This window comes from Streptococcus sp. 1171_SSPC, assembly GCF_001069335.1.
GTDB lineage: Bacteria > Bacillota > Bacilli > Lactobacillales > Streptococcaceae > Streptococcus > Streptococcus xiaochunlingii.
The window spans coordinates 36,590-59,538 of sequence record NZ_JWAK01000017.1 but is presented as its reverse complement, the minus strand read 5'-3'; the positions used below and the strand labels follow the sequence as shown (position 1 = coordinate 59,538).

General features: G+C 40.0%; 24 protein-coding genes. All 24 read left to right on the top strand.

Features of this window, described 5'->3' with window-relative positions; genetic code table 11:
- Nucleotides 1–11: 11 nt before the first annotated feature.
- The 24 genes from aroC to ADF75_RS03085 all read left to right on the top strand — a co-directional run bounded on the left by aroC (nucleotide 12) and on the right by ADF75_RS03085 (nucleotide 22,939).
- Nucleotides 12–1,178, top strand: a complete 1,167-nt coding sequence (aroC, locus tag ADF75_RS03195; RefSeq protein ID WP_048789115.1) for a chorismate synthase — start codon at nucleotides 12–14, stop codon at nucleotides 1,176–1,178.
- A 12-nt stretch (nucleotides 1,179–1,190) separates the two neighbouring features.
- Complete coding sequence (locus ADF75_RS03190; protein ID WP_048789114.1) at nucleotides 1,191–2,297, top strand: prephenate dehydrogenase; 1,107 nt, start codon at nucleotides 1,191–1,193, stop codon at nucleotides 2,295–2,297.
- Nucleotides 2,298–2,396: 99 nt separating this feature from the next.
- The gene (locus ADF75_RS03185; protein ID WP_048789113.1) at nucleotides 2,397–2,735 is read left to right on the top strand and encodes a YlbF/YmcA family competence regulator; all 339 of its coding nucleotides are present in this window, start codon (nucleotides 2,397–2,399) and stop codon (nucleotides 2,733–2,735) included.
- A 117-nt stretch (nucleotides 2,736–2,852) separates the two neighbouring features.
- Complete coding sequence (gene aroA, locus ADF75_RS03180) at nucleotides 2,853–4,136, top strand: 3-phosphoshikimate 1-carboxyvinyltransferase (protein WP_048789112.1); 1,284 nt, start codon at nucleotides 2,853–2,855, stop codon at nucleotides 4,134–4,136.
- Nucleotides 4,129–4,614, top strand: a complete 486-nt coding sequence (locus ADF75_RS03175; protein ID WP_048789111.1) for a shikimate kinase — start codon at nucleotides 4,129–4,131, stop codon at nucleotides 4,612–4,614. The genes aroA and ADF75_RS03175 overlap by 8 nt, the downstream gene beginning before the upstream one ends.
- Nucleotides 4,605–5,459 (top strand): prephenate dehydratase, encoded by an 855-nt coding sequence (gene pheA / locus ADF75_RS03170; protein ID WP_048789110.1) that lies wholly within the window; start codon nucleotides 4,605–4,607, stop codon nucleotides 5,457–5,459. Before ADF75_RS03175 ends, pheA begins: the two co-directional genes overlap by 10 nt.
- Entirely contained in the window at nucleotides 5,456–6,781 is a 1,326-nt protein-coding gene (locus tag ADF75_RS03165) for an LCP family protein (RefSeq protein ID WP_048789109.1), read from the top strand. Before pheA ends, ADF75_RS03165 begins: the two co-directional genes overlap by 4 nt.
- Nucleotides 6,782–6,845: 64 nt before the next feature.
- Nucleotides 6,846–8,207 (top strand): 23S rRNA (uracil(1939)-C(5))-methyltransferase RlmD, encoded by a 1,362-nt coding sequence (gene rlmD, locus ADF75_RS03160; RefSeq protein ID WP_048789108.1) that lies wholly within the window; start codon nucleotides 6,846–6,848, stop codon nucleotides 8,205–8,207.
- A gap of 209 nt (nucleotides 8,208–8,416) precedes the next feature.
- A complete protein-coding gene (locus ADF75_RS10420; protein ID WP_000159607.1) occupies nucleotides 8,417–8,590 on the top strand; it encodes a hypothetical protein in 174 nt (57 codons plus the stop codon).
- The gene (locus ADF75_RS03155; RefSeq protein WP_048789107.1) at nucleotides 8,587–9,366 is read left to right on the top strand and encodes a replication initiator protein A; all 780 of its coding nucleotides are present in this window, start codon (nucleotides 8,587–8,589) and stop codon (nucleotides 9,364–9,366) included. The genes ADF75_RS10420 and ADF75_RS03155 overlap by 4 nt, the downstream gene beginning before the upstream one ends.
- 98 nt (nucleotides 9,367–9,464) lie before the next feature.
- Nucleotides 9,465–10,823, top strand: coding sequence for a DNA (cytosine-5-)-methyltransferase (dcm, locus tag ADF75_RS03150; protein WP_048789106.1), 1,359 nt, complete (start codon nucleotides 9,465–9,467; stop codon nucleotides 10,821–10,823).
- Nucleotides 10,807–11,256 (top strand): hypothetical protein, encoded by a 450-nt coding sequence (locus ADF75_RS03145; protein WP_048789105.1) that lies wholly within the window; start codon nucleotides 10,807–10,809, stop codon nucleotides 11,254–11,256. Before dcm ends, ADF75_RS03145 begins: the two co-directional genes overlap by 17 nt.
- Nucleotides 11,249–11,629, top strand: a complete 381-nt coding sequence (locus ADF75_RS03140; protein ID WP_048789104.1) for an arsenate reductase — start codon at nucleotides 11,249–11,251, stop codon at nucleotides 11,627–11,629. The genes ADF75_RS03145 and ADF75_RS03140 overlap by 8 nt, the downstream gene beginning before the upstream one ends.
- Nucleotides 11,630–11,641: 12 nt before the next feature.
- Complete coding sequence (locus ADF75_RS03135) at nucleotides 11,642–11,875, top strand: hypothetical protein (protein WP_000840776.1); 234 nt, start codon at nucleotides 11,642–11,644, stop codon at nucleotides 11,873–11,875.
- A 2-nt stretch (nucleotides 11,876–11,877) separates the two neighbouring features.
- Nucleotides 11,878–12,465 (top strand): CPBP family intramembrane glutamic endopeptidase, encoded by a 588-nt coding sequence (locus tag ADF75_RS03130; protein ID WP_048789103.1) that lies wholly within the window; start codon nucleotides 11,878–11,880, stop codon nucleotides 12,463–12,465.
- A 334-nt stretch (nucleotides 12,466–12,799) separates the two neighbouring features.
- Nucleotides 12,800–13,099: a hypothetical protein gene (locus ADF75_RS03125; RefSeq protein ID WP_000869763.1), complete on the top strand. Its 300-nt coding sequence runs from the start codon at nucleotides 12,800–12,802 to the stop codon at nucleotides 13,097–13,099.
- Nucleotides 13,089–13,577 carry a hypothetical protein gene (locus ADF75_RS03120; protein WP_048789102.1) on the top strand — a complete coding sequence of 163 codons (489 nt, stop codon included), beginning with the start codon at nucleotides 13,089–13,091 and terminating at the stop codon, nucleotides 13,575–13,577. Before ADF75_RS03125 ends, ADF75_RS03120 begins: the two co-directional genes overlap by 11 nt.
- Complete coding sequence (locus ADF75_RS03115) at nucleotides 13,577–15,454, top strand: VirD4-like conjugal transfer protein, CD1115 family (RefSeq protein WP_048789210.1); 1,878 nt, start codon at nucleotides 13,577–13,579, stop codon at nucleotides 15,452–15,454. The genes ADF75_RS03120 and ADF75_RS03115 overlap by 1 nt, the downstream gene beginning before the upstream one ends.
- A 20-nt stretch (nucleotides 15,455–15,474) precedes the next feature.
- Complete coding sequence (locus ADF75_RS03110) at nucleotides 15,475–15,717, top strand: hypothetical protein (RefSeq protein WP_000627865.1); 243 nt, start codon at nucleotides 15,475–15,477, stop codon at nucleotides 15,715–15,717.
- A gap of 16 nt (nucleotides 15,718–15,733) precedes the next feature.
- Complete coding sequence (locus tag ADF75_RS03105; protein ID WP_048789101.1) at nucleotides 15,734–16,588, top strand: hypothetical protein; 855 nt, start codon at nucleotides 15,734–15,736, stop codon at nucleotides 16,586–16,588.
- 53 nt (nucleotides 16,589–16,641) lie between these two features.
- Nucleotides 16,642–17,001 carry a PrgI family protein gene (locus ADF75_RS03100; RefSeq protein WP_001097587.1) on the top strand — a complete coding sequence of 120 codons (360 nt, stop codon included), beginning with the start codon at nucleotides 16,642–16,644 and terminating at the stop codon, nucleotides 16,999–17,001.
- The gene (locus ADF75_RS03095) at nucleotides 16,952–19,309 is read left to right on the top strand and encodes a VirB4-like conjugal transfer ATPase, CD1110 family (protein WP_000824180.1); all 2,358 of its coding nucleotides are present in this window, start codon (nucleotides 16,952–16,954) and stop codon (nucleotides 19,307–19,309) included. Before ADF75_RS03100 ends, ADF75_RS03095 begins: the two co-directional genes overlap by 50 nt.
- An 11-nt stretch (nucleotides 19,310–19,320) precedes the next feature.
- Nucleotides 19,321–22,134 carry a phage tail tip lysozyme gene (locus ADF75_RS03090; RefSeq protein WP_048789100.1) on the top strand — a complete coding sequence of 938 codons (2,814 nt, stop codon included), beginning with the start codon at nucleotides 19,321–19,323 and terminating at the stop codon, nucleotides 22,132–22,134.
- 238 nt (nucleotides 22,135–22,372) lie between these two features.
- The gene (locus ADF75_RS03085) at nucleotides 22,373–22,939 is read left to right on the top strand and encodes a PBECR4 domain-containing protein (RefSeq protein ID WP_048789099.1); all 567 of its coding nucleotides are present in this window, start codon (nucleotides 22,373–22,375) and stop codon (nucleotides 22,937–22,939) included.
- Nucleotides 22,940–22,949 lie beyond the last annotated feature (10 nt).

Sequence of the window (22,949 nt, the reverse complement as noted above, 5' to 3'; positions counted from 1 at the left end):
AAGGAGATAGCATGCGTTATTTAACAGCAGGAGAATCACACGGACCACGACTAACAGCTATTATCGAAGGAGTGCCAGCAGGGCTCCCATTGACAGCTGATTATATCAATGTCGAATTAAAACGCCGCCAGGGAGGCTACGGTCGTGGAGCACGGATGAAGATTGAAAGCGATCAGGTCGAGATCACGTCAGGTGTTCGCCATGGCTTGACCATGGGAGGTCCTATCACCTTGAATGTCACCAATCTAGACCATCAAAAATGGTTGGAGATCATGTCTGTTAGTGATGTGGAGGAAAAGAAGAAGGGACTCCGGAAAATTACCAAGCCTCGTCCAGGCCACGCCGATTTGGTCGGTGGCATCAAGTACCGTTTCGATGACTTGCGAAATTCTTTGGAACGGTCATCGGCTCGGGAAACAACCATGCTGGTAGCAGTAGGTGCAGTAGCCAAACGTTTATTGGAAGAGATTGGGGTTCAAGTAGCCAGCCATATTGTCAATTTCGGTGGCATCGAAGTAGAGGTTCCGGAAAATCTAACAGTTTCCCAAATCAAGGAAGCGGTCGCTCAGTCAGAAGTTTCCATCGTCAATCGAGAGCGAGAAGAGGAAATCAAGGCCTATATCGATAGTGTGAAGAAAGAAGGGGAAACCATCGGAGGGATCGTTGAAACGATTGTAGGTGGAGTGCCTGTCGGTCTGGGATCTTTTGTCCAATGGGACAAGAAATTGGATGCCAAAATCGCTCAAGGGGTTGTCTCTATCAATGCCTTTAAAGGTGTAGAGTTCGGGCTAGGATTTGAAGCTGGTCGTCTCAAAGGCAGTCAAGTCATGGACGAAATTCTCTGGTCTGAGAAAGATGGGTATACTCGTCGAACCAATCATCTGGGCGGATTTGAAGGTGGCATGACCAATGGAGAGCCGATTATCGTCCGTGGAGTAATGAAACCAATCCCAACTCTTTATAAACCCCTCATGAGTGTCGATATTGAAACGCACGAACCGTATAAGGCAACAGTGGAGAGGAGTGACCCAACAGCACTTCCGGCTGCAGGGGTTGTCATGGAAGCTGTGGTTGCAACGGTCTTAGCCACAGAAGTCTTGGACAAGTTCTCTTCTGATAATCTGGAAGAATTGAAGGAGGCTGTCAAGTGTCATCGGGCCTATACCAAAGCTTTCTAACTGGAGAAATAGATGGAAGAAAAGGTTGTTTATATCGTCGGTCTAGGACTGATTGGCGCTTCGTTAGCCATGGGCATCCGAAAAGCCCATCCTCAAGTCACCCTACTAGGTTATAATCGCAGTCAAGCCTCACGGGATATTGCTCTGAAAAAGGGAATTGTTGATGAGGTGACGGCTGATTTGGAAGAGTTTGCTAGTCGTGCAGATGTCATCATCGTCTCCTTACCTGTCAAGCAAACCATCCAAACCTTTCAGCAACTGGCGAGAATGTCACTGAAAGAAGGAGTCATTGTGACAGATGTGGGCTCTACCAAGGGGGCCATTGTAGAAGCTGGTCAAGAAGTTTTTAATCATCTGCCAGTCCGTTTTGTCGGCGGACATCCCATGGCAGGGAGTCACAAGACAGGAGCTGCGTCAGCTGACTCTACTCTCTTTGAAAATGCCTGCTACATTTTTACGCCAACAACTGCGACTGATCCCAGTGCGGTCTTGGAATTGAAGGATCTCCTCTCAGGGCTTAAAGCCCGTTTCATCGAGGTAGATCCAATAGAACACGATCGGGTCACTTCTCAAATCAGCCACTTTCCTCACGTATTGGCAGCTACCCTGATGGGACAAGCAGCTGCTTATACAGAAGATCACAGCCTAACAGGTCGCTTTGCTGCAGGGGGATTTCGTGATATGACGCGGATTGCGGAGAGTGAGCCAAGTATGTGGACCTCAGTTTTGCTATCTAATCCAGCTGCTGTCCTCGATCGGATAGCAGATTTTCGGGATCGTCTTGAGCAAGTTGCCGACATGATCAGACAAGGGCAAGAAGAAGCGATTTGGGACTTCTTTGACCATAGTCGAGAGCAACGGCAACATATGCAGATCCATAAGAGAGGAGGGGTGGAAAGCACCTTCGATATTTTTGTGGATGTCCCAGACGAAGAAGATGTCATCCTTCGGATCCTTGAATTGCTTCGTGGTACCTCCTTGGTCAATATTCATATCAATGAAGAAAACCGGGAAGATGTCTACGGGATTCTTCAGATTTCCTTTAAGACGGCTACAGATCAAGCGCGGGCTGAAGCCTTGATCACCGAGAAAACGGATTATAGTGTGGTGATCAAATAGGTCCTAAGTAGGATTTTTACAAAAATAGCAGTTTCTACCGCAAGATCTACCAGAATCTTTGTATAATAGAACAAAACCAAATCGTTAAGGAGAAATCACATGTCAAATATTTATGATCTAGCCAATGAGTTGTCACGCGGAATTCGTGACTTACCAGAATACAAGGCTGTCCTTGCTAGTAAGGAAGCCATTGATGCCGATGCCGATGCAAAAGCGTTATTCGGAGACTACCTGACTTTCCAACAAGAAATTCATGGAGTCATCCAGTCTGGACAAATGCCAACCGAAGACCAACAAAAGAAGATGCAGGACTTTGCTGGGAAATTACAAGGAAACCCAATTGTAAATGAGTTTTTCACCAAACAACAGCAATTGTCTGTTTATCTAGGAGATATTGAACGGATTATTTTTGATCCAGTTCAAGATTTATTTAAATAAGGGAGAGGTGGAGAGCCCACCTCTTTTTCTCTCCCATCTTAGAGGACCTTCCAAGTGAACGTTGAAAATGGCTGTTTTTTATGGTAAAATTTTTAGAAAAGCTTGAAGGGGTAAGCCATGAAATTACAAACGAATTGTAAGGGTTTAAATGGAATCATTCGTGTTCCAGGAGATAAATCGATCAGTCATCGTTCGATTATCTTTGGAAGCCTTGCGCATGGAACCACTAAGGTCTATGATATCCTACGTGGTGAAGATGTCTTATCCACTATTCAAGTATTTAGAGACTTAGGTGTCTCTATCCAAGATGATGGTCAAGTGATCACCATCGAGGGGAAAGGTTTTGAAGCCTTTCAACAACCTAAGAATGATCTGGATATGGGGAACTCAGGCACCTCCACTCGATTGATAGCGGGTGTCTTAGCAGGAAGTCCTTTTCCAGTCACCATGGTTGGAGATGACAGCTTGTCCAAACGACCAATGGATCGAGTGGCGATCCCCCTTCGAGAGATGGGAGTCACTGTCCAGGGTCAAACAGATCGAGACATGTTGCCCCTTCGCCTTCATGGAACAAAAGAGTTACAACCAATCCACTATTCATTACCGGTAGCCTCTGCTCAGGTCAAGTCAGCTCTTCTATTTGCTGCCATGCAAGCAGAAGGGGAGTCGGTTATTTTGGAGAAGGAGCTAACGCGGAATCACACCGAAGATATGATCCAGCAGTTCGGTGGCCATATCAGCGTGAAGGGCAAAGAAATTCGCCTACGTGGGCCTCAAAGCTTCCAAGCCTGTGAGGTGACGGTACCAGGTGATATTTCCAGTGCAGCCTTTTGGTTGGTAGCTGGTTTGATTGTCCCTAATAGTCAGATTCGTCTAGAGAATGTCGGGATCAATGAGACTCGTACAGGTATCCTAGAGGTTATTGAAAAAATGGGTGGCAAGCTTCAAATATTGGATGTTGATCCCCTTGCTAAGGCTGCGACGCTTGTCGTAGAGACTTCCGACCTCCATGGAACAGAAATTTCGGGTGATTTGATTCCTCGCTTGATTGATGAGCTTCCAATCATTGCCCTTTTGGCTACCCAGGCTTCTAGCCAAACCATTATCAAAGATGCTGAAGAATTGAAAGTCAAGGAAACAGATCGCATCCAAGTAGTGGCAGAGAGTCTAAATGCCATGGGGGCTAACATCACCCCAACAGAGGACGGGATGATTATTGAGGGGAAAACGCCCTTACATGGTGCTAGCCTGCAAACCTTTGGTGACCACCGGATCGGCATGTTGGGAGCTATTGCAGCCCTGCTTGTAAGAGAAGGTGAAGTGGAACTTACGCGTGCTGAAGCTATTAATACCAGCTATCCTACCTTCTTTGCAGATTTAGAAAAGGTGTCTCATGCCTAAAGTACTACTCGGCTTTATGGGAGCAGGGAAAACGACCATTGGCTCTTTATTGGATCCAGCTTTTGCAGATATGGATGCACTCTTGGTCCAAAGCTTAGAAATGCCGATTTCTGACTATTTTGCTCGCTATGGAGAAGACAGTTTTCGCCAGCAAGAGTCGCTTTTGTTGCATGAGTTACTCAATCAAGAGAGCTCGGTCATTTCAACTGGTGGAGGCATCGTCCTGAAACCAGAAAATCGCAAGCTTCTCAAGAAGAATCCTTGTAATATTTATTTACGGATTGATTTTGAGCGGCTTTATCAAAGACTGGCTGCGGATCCTGCAACTAAGCGCCCCCTCTTTCTTAATAAAAAACCAGAAGAGTTTCGTGCCTTGTATGAGCAACGCCTGCCCCTTTATGAAGAAGTAGCCACACATGTGATTGATGTTGCTGATAAGACACCAGAAGAAATTGTGGAGATCATCCGATGCTTGTAGCTTATCTCGGTCCTAAGGGATCCTTTACCCACCATGTAGCCCTTGAAAGTTTTGAAGAGGCTACCTTATGCCCTTACGGGTCTATCACAGAAGTGATCAAAGCTTATGAGTCCGACCAAGTAGATTATGCGGTTATCCCTGTTGAGAACTCTATCGAAGGTAGTGTCCATGAGACGATTGACTACCTCTTTCACCAGGCTCGTTTCCAGGCTATTGCAGAAGTGGTCTATCCTATTAAGCAACAACTCTTAGCAGTTAAGCAGTATCAAGCCATTGAAGTGATCTATTCGCATCCTCAAGCATTAGCCCAAGGGAAAGCCTATGTACAGGAGCATTTCCCTCAAGCCAGATTAGAGATGACAACTTCGACTTCCTATGCGGCTCGATATGTCTCTCAACATCCGGAACTTCCTATTGCAGCCATTGCGCCTTTGGAGGCCAAGGATGAATATGGTTTGGAAGTGGTAGCTAGTAATATTCAGGAAATGGATCAAAATTTCACCCGCTTTTGGATTCTTGGTCAGCGACCTTTTGAAGGCAGTCGCTCGCTGAAGAAAGCTGCTAGTAAAGATAGTTTGGCGATTACCTTACCAAGTAATATTGCGGGCTCCTTATGCCAGGCACTATCTACATTTGCTTCAAGAGAATTAAATTTAACAAAAATTGAAAGTCGTCCTTTAAAAACGGCCCTAGGGGAGTATTTTTTTATCGTCGATGTGGTGGATGCTGACGAATCACTGTTTGCATCCGCTTATCAAGAACTGGAGTCCCTGGGGGTATCTATCAAAACCTTAGGCCACTATTGGGTCTATGAGCTAAATGACAATGAAACGGAGAACGTATGAGTAGAGTATCAGAAAACTTGTCCTATCATGAACAAAAAAGATTGGATTATCTTTATTCCAACTACCATTACCTGAATGAAAAGGAGCGGTTGGAATATAAGTACCTAAAAAATAAATCAGAGGGACATTTCCAAGAAAACACCGTTTCAGCAAGAGCAGAGGAGTTTGTTGCTCCTTCAAGTAGAGGGGAAGACAATTATGACGAATTACCAGTCTATCCATCACGTAGCCGGAAGGACAAATCCAAAACCAATAAAAAGAACCGAGAGGAAGTAGCACCCCTTCCCAAACGGAAGAAAGGAAGCAAAATTCGCTTCAAACGTATTTTAAAATGGATAGCTATCTTCTTCTTGTTGGTCCTTGGTGGGATGGTCTTTATGTTTCTCAAAGGCTTGAATAGCAAACCTGGTGGTACCAATGCCCAACCAGCTGTTAAAGAGTATTTTAACGGCCAGAAGACCAAAGACGGAGTCAATATCCTGATCTTGGGAACAGATGGTCGAATCGGGGAAAGCTCGTCTGAGACGCGAACGGACTCCATCATGGTGGTCAATGTCAACAACAAGGACGGCAAGGTGAAAATGGTTAGCTTTATGCGAGATACTTTGGTACATATCGATGGCGTAAGCCAACAAACGGATCCAGAATATCAAGATTATTATGACCAGAAGTTGAATACGGCCTTCACCATTGGAGAGCAGAATAACAACCAAGGGGCAGAGTTGGTCCGTCAAATGCTTAAAGATAACTTTGATATTGATATCCAATACTATGCCATGGTCGATTTCCAAACCTTTGCGACAGCGATTGATACCCTTTTCCCGAATGGGGTGGAGATGAATGCTCAGTTCTCTACTATTGATGGTGAAACCGTCTCTGAGGTTGAAGTCCCTGATGACTTGAATATGAAGGATGGGGTCGTTCCGAATCAGACCATTAAGGTCGGAAAACAACGGATGGATGGCCGGACCCTCCTCAACTATGCTCGTTTCCGTAAAGATGATGAGGGCGACTTTGGACGGACAAGACGCCAACAAGAAGTCATGTCTGCCATTGTGCACCAAATCAAGGATCCAACCAAGCTCTTTACTGGATCTGAAGCACTAGGAAAGGTCTTCGCTATGACCTCTACCAATGTACCCTTCTCCTTCCTATTGACCAACGGGATTGGCTTAGTCGGAAGTGCCAGCAAGGGGATTGAACGCATCACCATTCCAGAAAATGGGGATTGGGTCGATGCCTACGATATGTATGGTGGTCAAGGCTTGCTGGTCGATTTCGATGCTTATAAAAAGAAATTGTCCCAAATGGGCTTAAGATGATATAATTAAGGGATAGGAGTTTTGAAAACTCCATCCCTTTTAATTTGTAGAAAGATTGAATACCATGTTAAAGAAAAATGAAATTGTAGACGTTGAGATTGTCGATTTGACCCACGAAGGAGCAGGAGTGGCTAAGGTCGATGGCTTGGTCTTTTTTGTGGAAAATGCCTTGCCAGGAGAAGTCATCCGCATGCGCGTGCTCAAGGTCAATAAGAAGATCGGCTACGGAAAAGTAGAGGAGTACTTGGAAAAATCTCCTCACCGCAATGAGGAACTGGACCTGGCTTACTTGCGAAGCGGCATTGCTGACTTGGGCCACCTGGCTTATTCGGAGCAGCTGAAATTCAAGGCCAAACAGGTCAAGGATAGTCTCTACAAGATGGCAGGAATCTCTGATATCGAAGTGCCCCTGACCTTGGGGATGGACCATCCCGTCCAGTATCGTAACAAGGCCCAAGTGCCTGTTCGTCGTGTCAATGGTCAGGTGGAGACAGGCTTCTTTCGCAAGAACTCTCATAATTTGATGCCGATTGAAGATTTCTATATCCAAGATCCAGTCATTGACCAAGTGGTCTTGGCTCTTCGAGATTTGATTCGTCGGTTTGACCTCAAGCCTTATGATGAAAGGGAACAATCTGGCTTGATTCGCAATCTCGTGGTTCGCCGAGGGCATCATTCAGGAGAAATCATGGTCATTTTGGTCACTACTCGTCCCAAGGTTTTCCGTGTGGACCAGTTGATCGAGCAGTTGATCAAGCAATTTCCAGCCATCAAATCCGTTATGCAAAATATCAACGACCAGAATACCAATGCTATTTTTGGGAAAGAATGGCGTACGCTTTATGGCCAAGATTACATTACCGATCAAATGTTGGGCAATAGCTTCCAAATCTCTGGGCCAGCCTTTTACCAGGTCAATACCGAAATGGCAGAGAAGCTCTATCAGACAGCCATTGACTTTGCGGAGTTAAGAGAAGATGATGTCGTGATTGATGCCTACTCCGGAATTGGGACCATTGGCTTATCCGTTGCCAAGCACGTCAAGGAAGTCTATGGCGTAGAAGTCATCCCTGAAGCTGTGGAGAATAGCCAGAAGAATGCTAGTCTAAATGGCATCACCAATGCCCATTATGTCTGCGATACAGCAGAAAATGCTATGAAGAATTGGCTCAAGGAAGGCATCCAACCAACCGCCATCCTAGTCGACCCACCACGCAAGGGCTTGACCGAAAGCTTTATCAAAGCAAGTGCCCAAACAGGCGCTGACCGCATCGCCTATATCTCCTGTAACGTCGCCACCATGGCGCGTGATATCAAACTCTATCAAGAGTTAGGTTATGAATTGAAGAAAGTCCAGCCGGTGGACTTATTCCCTCAAACGCACCACGTGGAGTGTGTAGTGTTGCTACAACGAAAAAAAGGGTGAAAATCCTTGATTTTAAGCTATTTTACAAGCATTTTGTCTTTGTAGATAAAGGCAATTTTGACGTCAAAAAAGTCCTAAAAAGTCACATAGATGTATATGTATTTGTAGATGTCGTTTGCGCATCGGAAAAATGAATACAACAATAAATATTTATCTAAAGAGAGAACATTTGTATATTGTTCTCCTTTTTTTTATTTTCAGGAGGGAAAATGACAAAAGAATTACAATCATCACGCTATATTGTCATTTCATTTTTAGTACGTGAAATGGGAATAGATATTGTTGAGGCCATATCTCTTATGGCTGAATTGGAAAAAAGTGGCTTGGTTCGATTGGAATCAAGTGGAGATTTAATACTCAAAGAACTTGGAGGAGCGCTATGAAACGAATTACCGCAAATCAATACCAAACTTCAGAACGGTATTATAAATTACCTAAAATTCTTTTTGAGGATGAGAAATATATGGATATGAAGCTAGAAGTAAAGGTGGCTTATTCTATTTTAAAAGATCGTTTAGAATTATCTCTCAGTCGTGGTTGGATAGATGAAGAAGGGGCGGTTTATTTAGTATTTTCTAATTCTAAACTGATGAGACTGTTAGGTTGTTCGAAGTCAAAATTACTGTCCATCAAAAAAACTCTTAAAGAATATGACTTAATTGATGAAGTCCAACAGTCTTCAAGTGAGAAAGGAAGACTAGCTAATAAGATTTATTTAGGGGAATTATCTTCTACCCCAGTAGGTGATTTCAACAGGCCTAGTGTTAAAAAAAGACTAGGGCAGGTTGAAAATGAAACGGCCCCCGTCTCATATTCAGCCCCTAGTGAGACTGAAGTTAGTGAGACTAAATATAGTGAGACTGATTCTTTATTTATTGAGGATGAGGAGGATAGGAATACTCAACCTATTTTGAAAAGAAAAGTAGAAAAGGTTACAAAATATGATCGAGATTATATTTGGGGATTGGTACAAGATCAATTTAGACGAGAAGGTTTTTCTGAAACAGCCAGTGAAATTGCTATGACTGATTTTGAGAGAATCTATCAGTATGCTCTTGACAATGTTCGCTTTGTTAGACGTGCGGAAGTGCTTGCTGAATTTGTGTTTAATGGCCTGTATTCTGTTTGGAATAACCGTGTTAGAAAAGGAGGTGGTTAGATGTCGTCAATCGAGTGGATATTAGTTTTGCTCATTTTAATTTCAAGCGGTATGACTCTTTGGGCATTGATAGTCGATCAGAAAGGGGTGATAAAGAAATGAGATTTATTGATTTATTTTCAGGTATCGGTGGCTTTCGACTTGGAATGGAAAGTGTCGGACACGAGTGTATTGGATTTTGCGAGATTGATAAATTTGCTAGAGAATCTTATAAATCCATTTTTCAAACGGAAGGAGAAATCGAATTTCATGACATACGAGATGTTTCAGATGACGAATTTAAAAAACTTAGAGGGAAAGTCGATATCATCTGTGGGGGATTCCCTTGTCAAGCATTTTCAATCGCAGGAAGACGATTGGGATTTGAAGATATTAGAGGAACTTTGTTCTTCGAAATTGCTCGGACGGCCAAACAAATCCAACCACGTTTTCTTTTTCTTGAAAATGTTAAAGGCTTACTCAATCACGATAAGGGACGGACGTTCACCACAATCCTTACCACACTTGATGAGTTGGGGTTTGATGTTGAGTGGCAGGTGCTTAACAGTAAGGATTTTGGCGTTCCCCAAAACAGAGAGAGGGTGTTTATTATCGGACATTCTAGAAAGAAAGGTACCCGACTCCTATTTCCTTTCAGACGAGAAGGTCAAGCAACTAACTCTGAGACTTTAAAAACACTAGGAAATTTGAATCCATCAAAAAGTGGCATGAGCGGTAAAGTCTATTATTCAGAGGGGTTAGCGCCAACATTAGTTCGTGGAAAAGGAGAAGGATTTAAAGTTGCGATTCCTTGTATGACACCAGACAGATTAGAAAAAAGACAAAATGGTAGACGATTTAAGGAAAACCAAGAGCCAATGTTTACTTTGAATACTCAGGATCGCCATGGTATTGTTGTTGTTGGAGATTTACCAACTAGCTTTAAGGAGACTGGTCGCGTATATGGAAGTGATGGGTTATCTCCAACACTAACTACGATGCAAGGTGGAGATAAAATTCCCAAAATACTGATCCCAGAACCAATCCATTTTCTAAAAATCAGGGAAGCAACTAAAAAAGGGTACGCTCAAGCAGAGATTGGAGATTCAATCAATTTAGAAAGACCAAGTTCTCAGTATCGGCGTGGTAGAGTTGGAAAAGGTATAGCGAATACGTTGACAACTAGTGGTCAAATGGGAGTAGTAGTGGCTAGCTATGAAGGAGAAGATAAGCAAGTTTACCATGTAGCCGGTGTTTTAATTAATGGACAATTTTACCGTTTGAGAATACGACGAATCACTCCTAAAGAGTGTTTTCGATTGCAGGGGTTTCCTGATTGGGCTTTTGAAGCTGCTAGAAAAGTCTCTAGTAATAGTCAGCTCTATAAACAAGCTGGTAATAGTGTAACCGTTCCTGTGATTGCTGCAATCGCAAAGAAATTAAAAGAAATAGAGGAAAAAGATGAAAGCTTTAAATAAAGAGTCAATACTAGATTGTGACGAATTAGAAACAGAATTACATGATGCAGAAATCAAACAGCTGGATGAACAAATATTTTTAATGCCCAATTATCCATGTGAGTTTGAAGTGACATTTTTAGATGATTACCATAAAAAACATAACTATCCACTATTTTATGAATCCTATCTTCAAAACGTTATGGAATTCCTCGAAAGTCAGGATATAAAGAACGGAGCTGATGCCTTTGTAGATGATAATCAGAATCTTGTTTTTGTTTTATATGGACAAGGCTATCGAGCCGAGGGAAAAGAGGGAATACTTACAACCCAAGTAACTGTAAAAGCCTATGATGAAGACAAGAAATCAATTAACTTCTCAGATCTATTAGATTCCTTAATCGTCTCAGAATATCAAATGGAACCGAATCTTTGGGAGGTCTCCCATGATTGATCTCTATCTAAGTAAAAATAACCATAGAAATCAAATTCTTTTAGATTTCTTTCAAAACTACGGAATAGAGGTATCTTGTCATTCGATTTCTGAAATGACAAAGGACAAATTAATTGAGATGATGAGCTATTCTTCAGATTGTTTTGAGTTTTTATCTCCTAATTTATTACGATTTAAGAACCGTGACAATCTAAGATTAACGGATTTCATTGAAATGATATTAAAAAATCCTGAACTAACTATCAGACTTCCTCTTGCGGTTTCAAATAAGAGAGTTTATCCAAATCTGAATCTAGAGGAGGCTAGAGCTTTATTGCCAAGAGATACGAAACAATTGATTTACATGGAACAAACACATTATTTATCTAGTTAAAGGAGAAGCAATATGGCTGAACGATTTTGGGAGAACTTGTCCATTATTTTGGCTGAAAGAAATATCAGCTGGATTGAGTTAACCAGAAAAATGTTTGCGGGAGAGTTTCACTATCCAAGTGAATTGAATCGTTTGTATCAAAAGATTCGCCACTATAAGATGGAACAACGAATGCCTCAAAGTCCATGGGTAGAAAGGATTGTGCAGGTATTAGATTTAGATTATGAAGATTTATTTCGGAGGTAACTATGAAAAGAATAATTCCAGTTTATATATTCCAACAAGTAAATGTCTTATTGGTATCTCTATACTTACTGAAATTTCTTTGTATCGGTGAGTTAACTATACTACAGATTCTCTATGGTTCGTCACTCATTTCTTTTTTATGGATGTATGGCCAACGCAAACAAGCTCATAAGGTCAATATGAAATCTAGGATGAAATGGCTTGGTATTGGATTCGTTAGCCTACTGATTATAAGTCTATGTTTTAGCCTAATCCATGCTCGAGGAACTACGAATCAAGCAAACTTAATTGGCCTTCAACATCAAGTCCCTTGGTTTTCATTTTTATTGTTCTTAATCAATGCGAGTATGGTTGAAGAATTTCTGTATCGAGAAATTTTATGGAACTTGGTTAGAAAATTAGCTATTCGAGTTGCTTTGACAAGTGTTTTATTTGCCTTAGCACATCATCCAGGAACCATTCTAGCTTGGTGTTTATATGTTTCACTTGGGATGTTTTTAGGGCTTGTACGCTACAAATCGGACTTATGGGGCAGTATGGGGCTACATTTGGTGTGGAACCTACTAGTTTATAGTTTGCTGATTTTTTAGACCAAATTAGCTTGTTTTAGGGAAATGAAATGCTAACGTTATGAAATAATGTTAGTCTTTTATTTCAAAGGTCTTTGATTAATATGAATTTAGCTCGACAGAAAAATAAGAAATGTGATAAAAATTTCAACTACTCTTATCTATAATAAAGCTACCTGTTCTTTGAAAATTGAATCCACTCCGTCTTGATTAGCGTGCCTGTGTAAGTAGGGACTGAGAGTATTTCCCTGTGAAGGGCAACTGGCACAAGACGTGTGTGAGAATTTTCTAACAGACACGGAGTTTATCGTTACCAGACTTAAACGATGCGACAAACTAGATAAAGGAGTTAATCATGAAGGTAGTAAACTTGTATGATTTGAAACAAATGGGAAATAAAGGTGGTTGTACCATCCAATTGATTCATCACTTTCCTTTTGGTATGGGCTTAGGACATCTCAAAAAAGACTACATTGAATTTAAACGTGTTGGTATCGTTGATGGGAAAGCAGTAGAAGTTACTCTTCGAGAACCTTATTCGAGAGATCTACTGCAGGTTGTCAAGTCGATTAAGCAACGTCAGAAATTGATAGCTTATCGTTATAAAGAAGGAAAGCTGCTATTTGTGAAGAAGGAGGCATCAGATGTCCTCTGAACAACAGGAACGAATGGCAGTTCAATATGCTGAGCGTAGTCTTTTATTTACTGTAAAAAGTCTTTTAAAGATTCTAGAATGGTCTAGACGTCAGGCTTTAGCACAGGATTCTGCCTATAAGATAGGAGTGCAGAAATTAGAAGAATTGCTACAATCTCCCTATTCGATTGATACGATTAATCTGAAAAAAGATTTTTTAGACAAACCAATTGATATAGAGAAATTTAAATCTTTTTTAGAAAAAGAAGAGATTCCTTTAGCCATCGCTTGGCAAGGGGATTCTCTGCATTTCTACACGAAAGACCGTTCGATTCTAGACAATCATTTAGACCATCTGTTAGAAAAAATGGTTAATGATCCGGAGAAATTAACTGATTTTACCATGGATAAGTCATTAGACGATGCAATTGATGAGGCTAAATCCCAAATTACCTTTAGACAAGAAGGAGCCGTCAAACAGAAAGAGATGGTGAGATGATGTACAGTGGAAAGAAATTCCTACTATTCTCACTGTTAGGTATCTTACTAGGCTATCTTTTTCATCGTTTGACGCTTTTGTATGATTCCTATACTGGAAATACATTAGATAAATGGATTCATCTTCTGATGGAAGGTCAAGATGAAGTTCTTCAGTCGCCATGGAATGTTTCCTTTACTGGAAAATCAAGTGCTTTTTTTCTACTAGGTTTTGTGATGATGTTGCTGGTTTATCTCTATTTAGAGACTGGCAAAAAACAATACCGAGAAGGGGTAGAATACGGGAGCGCCCGTTTTGGAACTCTAAAAGAAAAGAAGCTCTTTTACGGAAAGGAATTTTCTCATGATACGATCTTAGCACAAGACGTTCGTCTGACATTATTAGACAAAAAACCACCCCAATATGATAGAAATAAGAATATTGCGGTGATAGGAGGTTCAGGAAGTGGGAAAACCTTTCGCTTTGTGAAACCCAATCTGATTCAGATGAATAGTTCTAATATTGTAGTGGATCCTAAAGATCACTTGGCCGAGAAAACAGGCAAACTCTTTTTAGAACATGGCTACCAAGTAAAGGTGTTAGATTTAGTCAATATGAAGAACTCAGATGGCTTCAATCCTTTTCGCTATATAGAGACAGAAAATGATTTGAATCGCATGCTGACGGTTTATTTCAACAACACCAAAGGCTCTGGCTCCCGTAGTGATCCATTTTGGGATGAAGCTTCTATGACTTTGGTACGAGCTTTAGCTTCCTACTTGGTCGATTTCTATAATCCACCCAAAACAAGAGAACAGCTCATAGAAGAAAGTCGTTTAAGTCAAAAAGAATACAAAAACTTGTTGAAACGTCAAAAAAAAGAAGTGGAGGAGCGAAAAAAACGAGGGCGTTATCCAAGTTTTGCTGAAATCTCAAAACTCATTAAACACTTATCCAAGGGTGAAAACCAAGAAAAAAGTGTCTTAGAAATTCTATTTGAAAATTATGCTAAGAAGTATGGGACTGAAAATTTTACCATGCGAAATTGGGCAGATTTTCAAAATTATAAGGATAAGACTCTGGATTCTGTTATAGCTGTAACCACTGCTAAATTTGCCCTCTTCAATATTCAGAGTGTCATGGATTTGACCAAAAAAGATACACTTGATATGAAGACATGGGGCCAGGAAAAATCAATGGTTTACTTAGTTATCCCCGATAACGATAGTACCTTTCGCTTTCTTTCAGCCCTCTTTTTTTCAACTGTATTTCAAACCCTAACAAGACAAGCAGATATTGATTTTAAGGGTCAATTGCCTCTTCATGTGAGAGTCTATTTAGATGAATTCGCAAATATCGGAGAAATTCCAGATTTTGCTGAACAAACCTCAACAGTCCGTTCTCGGAATATGAGTCTCGTTCCAATTCTACAAAATATTGCTCAACTTCAAGGACTCTATAAAGAAAAAGAAGCTTGGAAAACCATTCTTGGGAACTGTGATAGCTTAGTATACTTAGGTGGTAATGATGAAGATACCTTTAAATTTATGAGTGGTTTACTCGGTAAACAAACCATTGATGTTCGAAATACTAGTCGTTCCTTTGGCCAGACAGGTTCAGGATCCCTTTCTCATCAAAAGATTGCTCGTGATCTAATGACACCCGATGAGGTCGGAAATATGAAACGGCATGAATGCTTGGTTCGAATTGCCAATATGCCTGTCTTTAAAAGCAAAAAGTACAATTCAACTAAGCATCCAAACTGGAAGTACCTAGCCAATCAAGAAACCGATGAACGGTGGTGGAACTATCAGATCAATCCTTTGAATCAAAGTCAGGAAAATCATCTTGAAGGCCTTAGAATTCGTGATTTAACTTTTGAATCTAGTTTAAAATAAAAATAGAAAAGAGGAAATAGATGATTACGCATTTTAAAGGTTTTGTTTATGGAGTTGACGCAAGTGCTATGTTTGCACAAGCTATGTCTTTGTTACAGAAGGGATTGATTGCGGTTGGTGCCTTTCTCGTTGTTGTTGGGATTGTCAATCTTGCAACCAATATTAAAGATGGTGGACCAGGTGTTCGGAATGCCATTCTTGAAATTGTCGGTGGTGTTATGGTAGGGGCTGCTGGAGCCTTTGTAACCCAGATTTCAATTTAGGAGGATAAACAATGACATGAATCTTAGTTTAGTCTCACCCTTTGTTTACCTTGCATCTGAAAAAATATCAGCTGAAAATTTATTTGAAGGATTTAATGTGGATTTACAATCTACGGTAGATCTGATTAAATCTCTATCTAGCTATAATCCAACCGTTTGGACTTATATGTCAAATATTACTAAAAGTGTCATGCAGCCTCTTGGAGTTGCGATTTTATCAGTTGTTCTCATTTTAGAGTTTTCGAAGATGGCAAAGAAAATTGCTAACTCTGGTGGAGCGATGACCTTTGAAGCCTTAGCGCCAATGCTGATTAGTTATATTATGGTCGCAGTTGTAATTACCAACACTACCGTCATTGTAGAAGCCATCATCGGGATTGCGAGTCATGCCATTGAACAAGTGGCCTCGATTGTGGCTCACGGTGGGGCAAAGTATGATACACTCTCTGGATTAAAAGGGTCAGGATTTATTGGCCGGATGATTGTGGGCTTTTTCGCCCTCCTCATTTGGCTTGTTCGGATAGTAAGTGCAGCCATGGTTAATCTTTTGGTATCTATTCGATTTATTCAACTCTACCTTATGATCCCATTTGCCCCTCTTACGATTCCAACATTTTTAAGTGATGAATGGAAGTCTATTGGTTTAGGCTATTTAAAAAATATTATGGTCTATGCGGTACAAGGGGTTCTTATTTTTCTGATTGTTTCTCTTGTTCCTTTGTTTGAATCTGCTGGTAAAATAGCTGTTTCAAATGGTGCAGGAGTCCTGCAATCACTTGCGATTATGTTTGGTAGTTTGGTACAAGCTATCTTACTGATTATTGCCCTCGTTGGTTCTCAACGTACGGCTCGCTCAATCTTAGGTATGTAATTAGATAAAGGCTAGGAAGTGGTTGCTTCTTAGCCTTTTTAGAAAGGAAAGTCATGAATACACGTGTCTTTAAAGACATCTCAAAATACCAACACAGGGCTTGGTTAGGTTTCACCACAAGACAAATCATCTTTGTTTTACCAGCCTTTATTGTCACAATTATTGTTTTGGGCTTGAATCTCTTTTTCTGGCAATTTGGAGATTGGTTTGTTTACGGTTTTGTGTTTGCTTTTACCATCCCCCTCTTGCTTTTTGGAGTCTATAAACCCAATGATTTATATTTTGAACATTATTTGAAATACCGTCTTCATTTTGAACTAACGATACCCCTACGCACAATTTCAGGAAAGAAAGGACTTGAACATGAAAAGAAAATCAAATACATTAAAGAAACAAAAGACTTCAACGACTAATAAAAAGGAAGAAGTTAAAGATAAAAAAGAGGAAGTGTTACCATCAACGGCTAATACTCTTTCCTATCAAGCCTTGTATCAAAATGGTCTGATGCAGGTAAAAGAAGATTATTTTTCACAAAGCTATTTACTTGGTGATGTCAATTACCAGACCGTTGGTTTAGAAGATAAGGGAGCAATCATTGAGAAGTATTCTGATTTGATTAACTCTTTAGATGACCAAACCAACTTCCAATTGACCATTTTTAATAAAAGATTGAATTTAGAAAAATTCAGACACAGTGTTTTGTATGAGGAAAAAGAAGATGGGTACGATAGCTATCGTAAAGAATTGAATCGGATGATGAATCAAAATTTAGATAGTGGTGAAAATAACTTTTCGGCTGTGAAACTGATTAGTTTTGGTAGAAAGGATTCTAATCCCAAACAAGCTTATCGTTCCTTGTCTCAAATAGGCGAATATTTCAAGAGTGGTTTCTCAGAAATTGATGCTCGATTTGGTTCCTTGACTGGAGAAGAACGGGTGAACTTGTTGGCAGATATGCTTAGAGGAGAACACCATCTTCCTTTTTCTTATCGTGATTTAACGAGATCTGGCCAGACAACTCGTCACTTCATAGCACCTAATCTCTTGGATTTTAAAAACAAGAATTACCTACAAATCAATGACCGCTTATTACAGATTGTCTATGTGAGAGACTACGGTATGGAATTAGGGGATCAGTTTATCCGAGACCTCATGCAAGGAGATCTGGAATTGATTGTAAGCCTTCATGCTCAAAGTTCGACCAAGGCAGATGCCATGAAGAAACTACGAACAAAGAAAACCTTAATGGAATCCCAAAAGATTGGGGAACAACAAAAACTAGCTCGTACAGGTATCTATTTGGAAAAAGTAGGTCATGTATTAGAAAGCAATATCGATGAAGCTGAGGAACTCTTAAAAACCATGACCGAGACAGGAGATAAACTATTTCAAACGGTCTTCTTGATTGGGGTCTTTGGTCAGGATGAAGAAGAACTCAAACAAGCCCTAGACACGATTCAACAAGTGGCCGGCTCAAATGACCTAATGATTGATAAACTTCCATATATGCAAGAAGCAGCCTTTAATAGTTTGCTGCCATTTGGTTGTGATTTTTTAGAGGGAGTATCACGGAGTTTATTAACGTCCAATATAGCAGTGAACTCACCTTGGACTTCAGTAGACTTACAAGACCGTAGTGGGAAATATTATGGTATCAATCAAATCTCAAGCAATATTATTACCATTGATCGCAGCCTATTAAATACACCGTCTGGTCTGATTTTAGGAACATCTGGAGCTGGGAAAGGGATGGCAACTAAGCATGAAATTATCACGACCAAAATCAAGGAATCTGGTGAAAATACTGAAATTATCATCGTGGATCCAGAAGCAGAATACAGTGTCATTGGACGAGCTTTTGGGGGAGAAATGATTGATATTGCGCCCGATTCCCAAACTTATCTCAATGTCCTTGACTTGTCTGAGGAAAATATGGATGAGGATCCTGTAAAGGTAAAATCAGAATTTCTTTTATCTTTTATTGGCAAGTTATTGGATAGAAAAATGGATGGGAGAGAAAAATCGATTATAGACCGAGTCACCAGACTCACCTATCAGTCATTTAAAGAGCCTTCTTTGGAAGAATGGGTCTTTGTCTTGAGCCAACAACCAGAAGAAGAAGCGCAGAATTTGGCACTTGATATGGAACTGTATGTTGAAGGTTCTCTTGATATTTTTTCTCATAAGACCAATATTCAGACAGGATCTAACTTCTTAATCTATAACGTTAAAAAGTTAGGAGATGAGCTGAAACAAATCGCTCTTATGGTTGTTTTTGATCAGATATGGAATCGTGTCGTTCGGAACCAAAAATTAGGGAAGAAGACTTGGATTTATTTTGATGAAATGCAGCTTCTTTTATTAGATAAATATGCCAGTGATTTCTTCTTTAAATTGTGGAGTCGTGTCAGAAAATATGGAGCCAGTCCGACTGGGATAACCCAAAATGTCGAAACCTTATTGTTAGATCCAAATGGTAGACGGATTATTGCCAATAGTGAATTTATGATTCTCCTCAAGCAAGCAAAAAATGACCGAGAAGAACTAGTTCAACTCTTAGGCTTGTCAAAAGAACTCGAAAAATACCTAGTCAATCCAGAAAAAGGGGCAGGACTAATAAAAGCTGGTTCAGTTGTCGTTCCCTTTAAAAATAAGATTCCCCAAGGTACACAATTGTTTGATATCATGAGTACAGATCCTGATAAAATGGCTTCTAATTAAGGGGAAGGTAAATGAAGGATAAGAGAGAAATCATACGTGCCCGAAAGGCATTTAGAAGAAGTCTAAAAGATGAGAAGAAATTCTTAAAACAAGGAAAGAAGGAGGTGAGAAAACAGAAAAAAGATTCCGCTGTACTGGATGAAAAAGCATGGAAAAATGAGATAAAGCAAAAGCTGGAGAATATGAGAGAAGCTTCAAAGGCTAGAGTAAAACAAGCAAATGAAGACTACAATCATATTCTTCAAAATAGTCCTCCATCACTTTTGAATCGGAAAGAATTAAGAGATAGACGATTGCCTCATGCTAGGAAACGATTGAAAATAGCCAAGAAACAATTTAAGGAAGCTAAGGTTGAAGCAAAAGAAGAAAGAAAAGAGAGTCGTAAAGAAAGAAAAACCAATCAAAAATTTTTCTACGGTCAGGAAACGAAAGTAAAATCCAATTTTTTCCTTCAAGGGAAGAATCTAGAAGAATTAAAAGCTAAGAAAGAAGTCAAAGCCGCAAAAGAGAATCTAAAATCTACTAAGCAAGCCTATAAGTTCAAAAAAATCAGTAGGAAAGCCAAAACCTTTCTTTATGTCCTTGGACGTGAAGGTGGAGATTTAGCTTCAGAAAATGAAGATTTAGAAAGTTATCGCACACTTCATGAGACCATTAGAAAAGGGAAACGCTACAGTCGGCTTTCTTATAATCTTGGAAAAGCTAGTGTCAAAACAGGACAAGCAACAGGTCGTTTTACCAAGAAAAGACTGACCAACACAAAAGAGCGATACCATCATTTTAAGGATGGAAAAGGATGGAAACTAACTAAAGATAATCCAAGTTCCTTTAAAAATCGGTATCGAAAATTAAAGAAACAAGGTCTTTTAAGTGTCCGAAATATCTATCAAAAATTAAAAGGAGCCTTTTCCTTCTTTACATTTGTGGCTGGAAATCCTGTAACCTGGATAGTTGGAGGAATAGTCTTTCTTCTTTTACTTATGATGAGCTTCTTTTTAGGATTTTCATCTGCTAGTTTGATTCAACAAGATGAATTTGAATTAACAAAAGCTTATACCCACCTAACTTGGGAAGATGCAGAACATACTCGCACAAATGACAAAGGAATTACTTATTACACAAAAGTTGATGATGTGATGGGGTATATGAACTTTAAATTCCATGACTATGAGTTACACAAACCAGTTCACTTATTTAGTTCAGAATCTTACAAGGCTTATCTGTCTACTTTGTGGCATGATTTAAACGATGGGGATGATTTGAAATCCATGCAAGACCTCTATGAAACTCCTAAGTATAAACTATCGAAAGACGATCAAGAGGAAATAAAGGAACTAAAAGAAGAGGGGGTCTATGCTTCCATGCAGGAATTGGACAATCCATTTGAGGGGAAAAGCAACGAAGATAGTCTAACCATGACTTATCGTTATGGATACTATGATTTAGACGGAAAACCTACTCTTCAGGAGTATATACTACTAGAAGCGAAGGCTCACCAAACAATTGTCGCACCAATGGATGGTGTTGTATCTCTAGACGGAGATGATGTTATTCTCACTAACGGAAAAGGAGAGAATGAGAGTCGATTGACCTTGTATTCTATTCATAATGGCCGTGCGATTGAGGGGACAAGAGTCCTAACGGGTGATATTATTGGTGAAACACCAGACGATACAGGTTTGAAAGTTTCCTATCAAAAGTATAAAAACAAGAAAGAAAAATTGGTGTATGTCAATCCGCAATTTTATTTTCCAAAAGTCATTCAACTTCAGACCACTATCTTACCAGCCATTGGTCAGTTTGGTGGGGATGAGTTTGAACGAGCAAAACATATTTATGAGTTTTTGAAATCTCAAGGGGCAAGTCCCCAAGCCATTGCGGCAATTTTAGGAAATTGGTCGGTAGAGTCTTCTATTAATCCTAAACGAGCTGAAGGAGATTATTTATCTCCTCCTGTTGGCGCTACCGATTCCTCATGGGATGATGAAAGCTGGTTAGCGATTGGAGGTCCAGCCATTTATAGTGGTGCTTATCCTAATATTCTTCATAGAGGTCTAGGTTTAGGGCAATGGACAGATACCGCAGATGGGTCAACACGGCATACAGCCTTGTTAAATTATGCACGCACCCAAAATAAGAAATGGTATGATTTAGACCTACAACTTGATTTTATGCTTCATGGGGATAGTCCTTACTATCAAAGTTGGTTAAAGGATTTCTTTAAAAATACGGGCAGTGCAGCCAATCTCGCCCAACTCTTCCTCACCTATTGGGAGGGAAATTCTGGTGACAAACTACTGGAAAGACAAACCAGAGCAACGGAATGGTATTACCAAATTGAAAAAGGCTTCAGCCAAACAAATGGAGGACAGGCAAAAAGTGACCCGCAATCCCTTGAAGGTGTTCGTGGAGACTTGTATGAACATTCTGTTCCTGGTGGTGGAGATGGTATGGCCTATGCCTATGGACAATGTACATGGGGTGTTGCGGCTCGTATGAATCAATTAGGCTTAAAATTAAAAGGAAGCAATGGAGAGAAGATTTCAATCATTAATACCATGGGAAATGGTCAGGACTGGGTTGCGACAGCTTCAAGTCTTGGTGGAGAAACGGGTTCCACACCAAGAGCAGGTGCTATTGTTTCTTTTGTAGGAGGTACACATGGTACACCAGCTATCTACGGTCATGTGGCTTTTGTAGAGAAGGTCTATGATGATGGTTCTTTCCTTGTGTCTGAAACTAACTATGGTGGCAACCCTAACTATACCTTTAGAAAAATCTCTCATGCAGATAGTGCCATTAGTTTTGCCTATACTACGAAATAAAGAAGTTTACACTTGCAATTTTAGCTATTTTCAGGTAAAATAAATAGTGTAGATGAGTGGTCGGCTCATGGTCAATCTGATAGTAATCTTGGACATAAGGGCCAAGCGGTGGCGGACACCAGAACGAAATCCGATAGCAATCTTGGACGTAAGGGCCAAGCGGTGGCAGACACCAGAATAAACCGACTGACTAGGTGGCTTACAGACTCTGTAAACCACCTTTTTTTGTGAGGAAAATATGGCAAATTCTAGAGATTATCGTAATCCAAATTACACCGAAACAATAAAACTTCAGCGTTTTTTTACACAGTTACAAATTGCGGCTTCTTTTTTTAAAGAACACTTTGTTGGCAAAATTATGTATTATGAAACGGAAATTGAAAGTGTTGAACTTCATTTTTCACCTACTAATTTCATGCACCTATGTGGTGTTGATTACCGAAAAGGTGCAGGCAGTTTCTTTGACGATTGTTTAAATAGACATGTCATAATTGATGAGTTGAAAATAAAAAAAGATGGAACCACGATGCAAAAGTTACAAGTTTTAGGATCCATTGGGGAGTTATTGGGAAAGCATGTTCATCTAACTGGTTCAGGACGTTATTTGTATTTGGAGTTTGATTATGCTCTACGTACAAGAAAACAGATAATAGCATTAACATTGAAAGAGACCTCTAGGAAAATTGTTCCTCAATCTTTATTAGATTTGAAGAGAAAGACAGTATTTCCAAAAGGTGAAAAAGTAATTTCCATTTACTCAAAACATTTACAAACATCGGAACTTTTTTATTATTTAAAAGATTAGTTTACATATC

What these genes read in the sequence shown, in the direction of transcription:
- ADF75_RS03175 (WP_048789111.1), top strand. Translation starts at nt 4,129, where the DNA reads ATGCCTAAAGTACTACTCGGCTTTATGGGAGCAGGGAAAACGACCATT.
- ADF75_RS03095 (WP_000824180.1), top strand. Translation starts at nt 16,952, where the DNA reads ATGAAAAGAAAATCAAATACATTAAAGAAACAAAAGACTTCAACGACT.
- ADF75_RS03090 (WP_048789100.1), top strand. Translation starts at nt 19,321, where the DNA reads ATGAAGGATAAGAGAGAAATCATACGTGCCCGAAAGGCATTTAGAAGA.
- ADF75_RS10420 (WP_000159607.1), top strand. Translation starts at nt 8,417, where the DNA reads ATGACAAAAGAATTACAATCATCACGCTATATTGTCATTTCATTTTTA.
- dcm (WP_048789106.1), top strand. Translation starts at nt 9,465, where the DNA reads ATGAGATTTATTGATTTATTTTCAGGTATCGGTGGCTTTCGACTTGGA.
- aroC (WP_048789115.1), top strand. Translation starts at nt 12, where the DNA reads ATGCGTTATTTAACAGCAGGAGAATCACACGGACCACGACTAACAGCT.
- ADF75_RS03165 (WP_048789109.1), top strand. Translation starts at nt 5,456, where the DNA reads ATGAGTAGAGTATCAGAAAACTTGTCCTATCATGAACAAAAAAGATTG.
- ADF75_RS03140 (WP_048789104.1), top strand. Translation starts at nt 11,249, where the DNA reads ATGATTGATCTCTATCTAAGTAAAAATAACCATAGAAATCAAATTCTT.
- ADF75_RS03135 (WP_000840776.1), top strand. Translation starts at nt 11,642, where the DNA reads ATGGCTGAACGATTTTGGGAGAACTTGTCCATTATTTTGGCTGAAAGA.
- ADF75_RS03130 (WP_048789103.1), top strand. Translation starts at nt 11,878, where the DNA reads ATGAAAAGAATAATTCCAGTTTATATATTCCAACAAGTAAATGTCTTA.
- ADF75_RS03125 (WP_000869763.1), top strand. Translation starts at nt 12,800, where the DNA reads ATGAAGGTAGTAAACTTGTATGATTTGAAACAAATGGGAAATAAAGGT.
- ADF75_RS03100 (WP_001097587.1), top strand. Translation starts at nt 16,642, where the DNA reads ATGAATACACGTGTCTTTAAAGACATCTCAAAATACCAACACAGGGCT.
- ADF75_RS03120 (WP_048789102.1), top strand. Translation starts at nt 13,089, where the DNA reads ATGTCCTCTGAACAACAGGAACGAATGGCAGTTCAATATGCTGAGCGT.
- ADF75_RS03105 (WP_048789101.1), top strand. Translation starts at nt 15,734, where the DNA reads ATGAATCTTAGTTTAGTCTCACCCTTTGTTTACCTTGCATCTGAAAAA.
- ADF75_RS03155 (WP_048789107.1), top strand. Translation starts at nt 8,587, where the DNA reads ATGAAACGAATTACCGCAAATCAATACCAAACTTCAGAACGGTATTAT.
- ADF75_RS03190 (WP_048789114.1), top strand. Translation starts at nt 1,191, where the DNA reads ATGGAAGAAAAGGTTGTTTATATCGTCGGTCTAGGACTGATTGGCGCT.
- aroA (WP_048789112.1), top strand. Translation starts at nt 2,853, where the DNA reads ATGAAATTACAAACGAATTGTAAGGGTTTAAATGGAATCATTCGTGTT.
- ADF75_RS03185 (WP_048789113.1), top strand. Translation starts at nt 2,397, where the DNA reads ATGTCAAATATTTATGATCTAGCCAATGAGTTGTCACGCGGAATTCGT.
- ADF75_RS03145 (WP_048789105.1), top strand. Translation starts at nt 10,807, where the DNA reads ATGAAAGCTTTAAATAAAGAGTCAATACTAGATTGTGACGAATTAGAA.
- ADF75_RS03110 (WP_000627865.1), top strand. Translation starts at nt 15,475, where the DNA reads ATGATTACGCATTTTAAAGGTTTTGTTTATGGAGTTGACGCAAGTGCT.
- ADF75_RS03085 (WP_048789099.1), top strand. Translation starts at nt 22,373, where the DNA reads ATGGCAAATTCTAGAGATTATCGTAATCCAAATTACACCGAAACAATA.
- ADF75_RS03115 (WP_048789210.1), top strand. Translation starts at nt 13,577, where the DNA reads ATGTACAGTGGAAAGAAATTCCTACTATTCTCACTGTTAGGTATCTTA.
- rlmD (WP_048789108.1), top strand. Translation starts at nt 6,846, where the DNA reads ATGTTAAAGAAAAATGAAATTGTAGACGTTGAGATTGTCGATTTGACC.
- pheA (WP_048789110.1), top strand. Translation starts at nt 4,605, where the DNA reads ATGCTTGTAGCTTATCTCGGTCCTAAGGGATCCTTTACCCACCATGTA.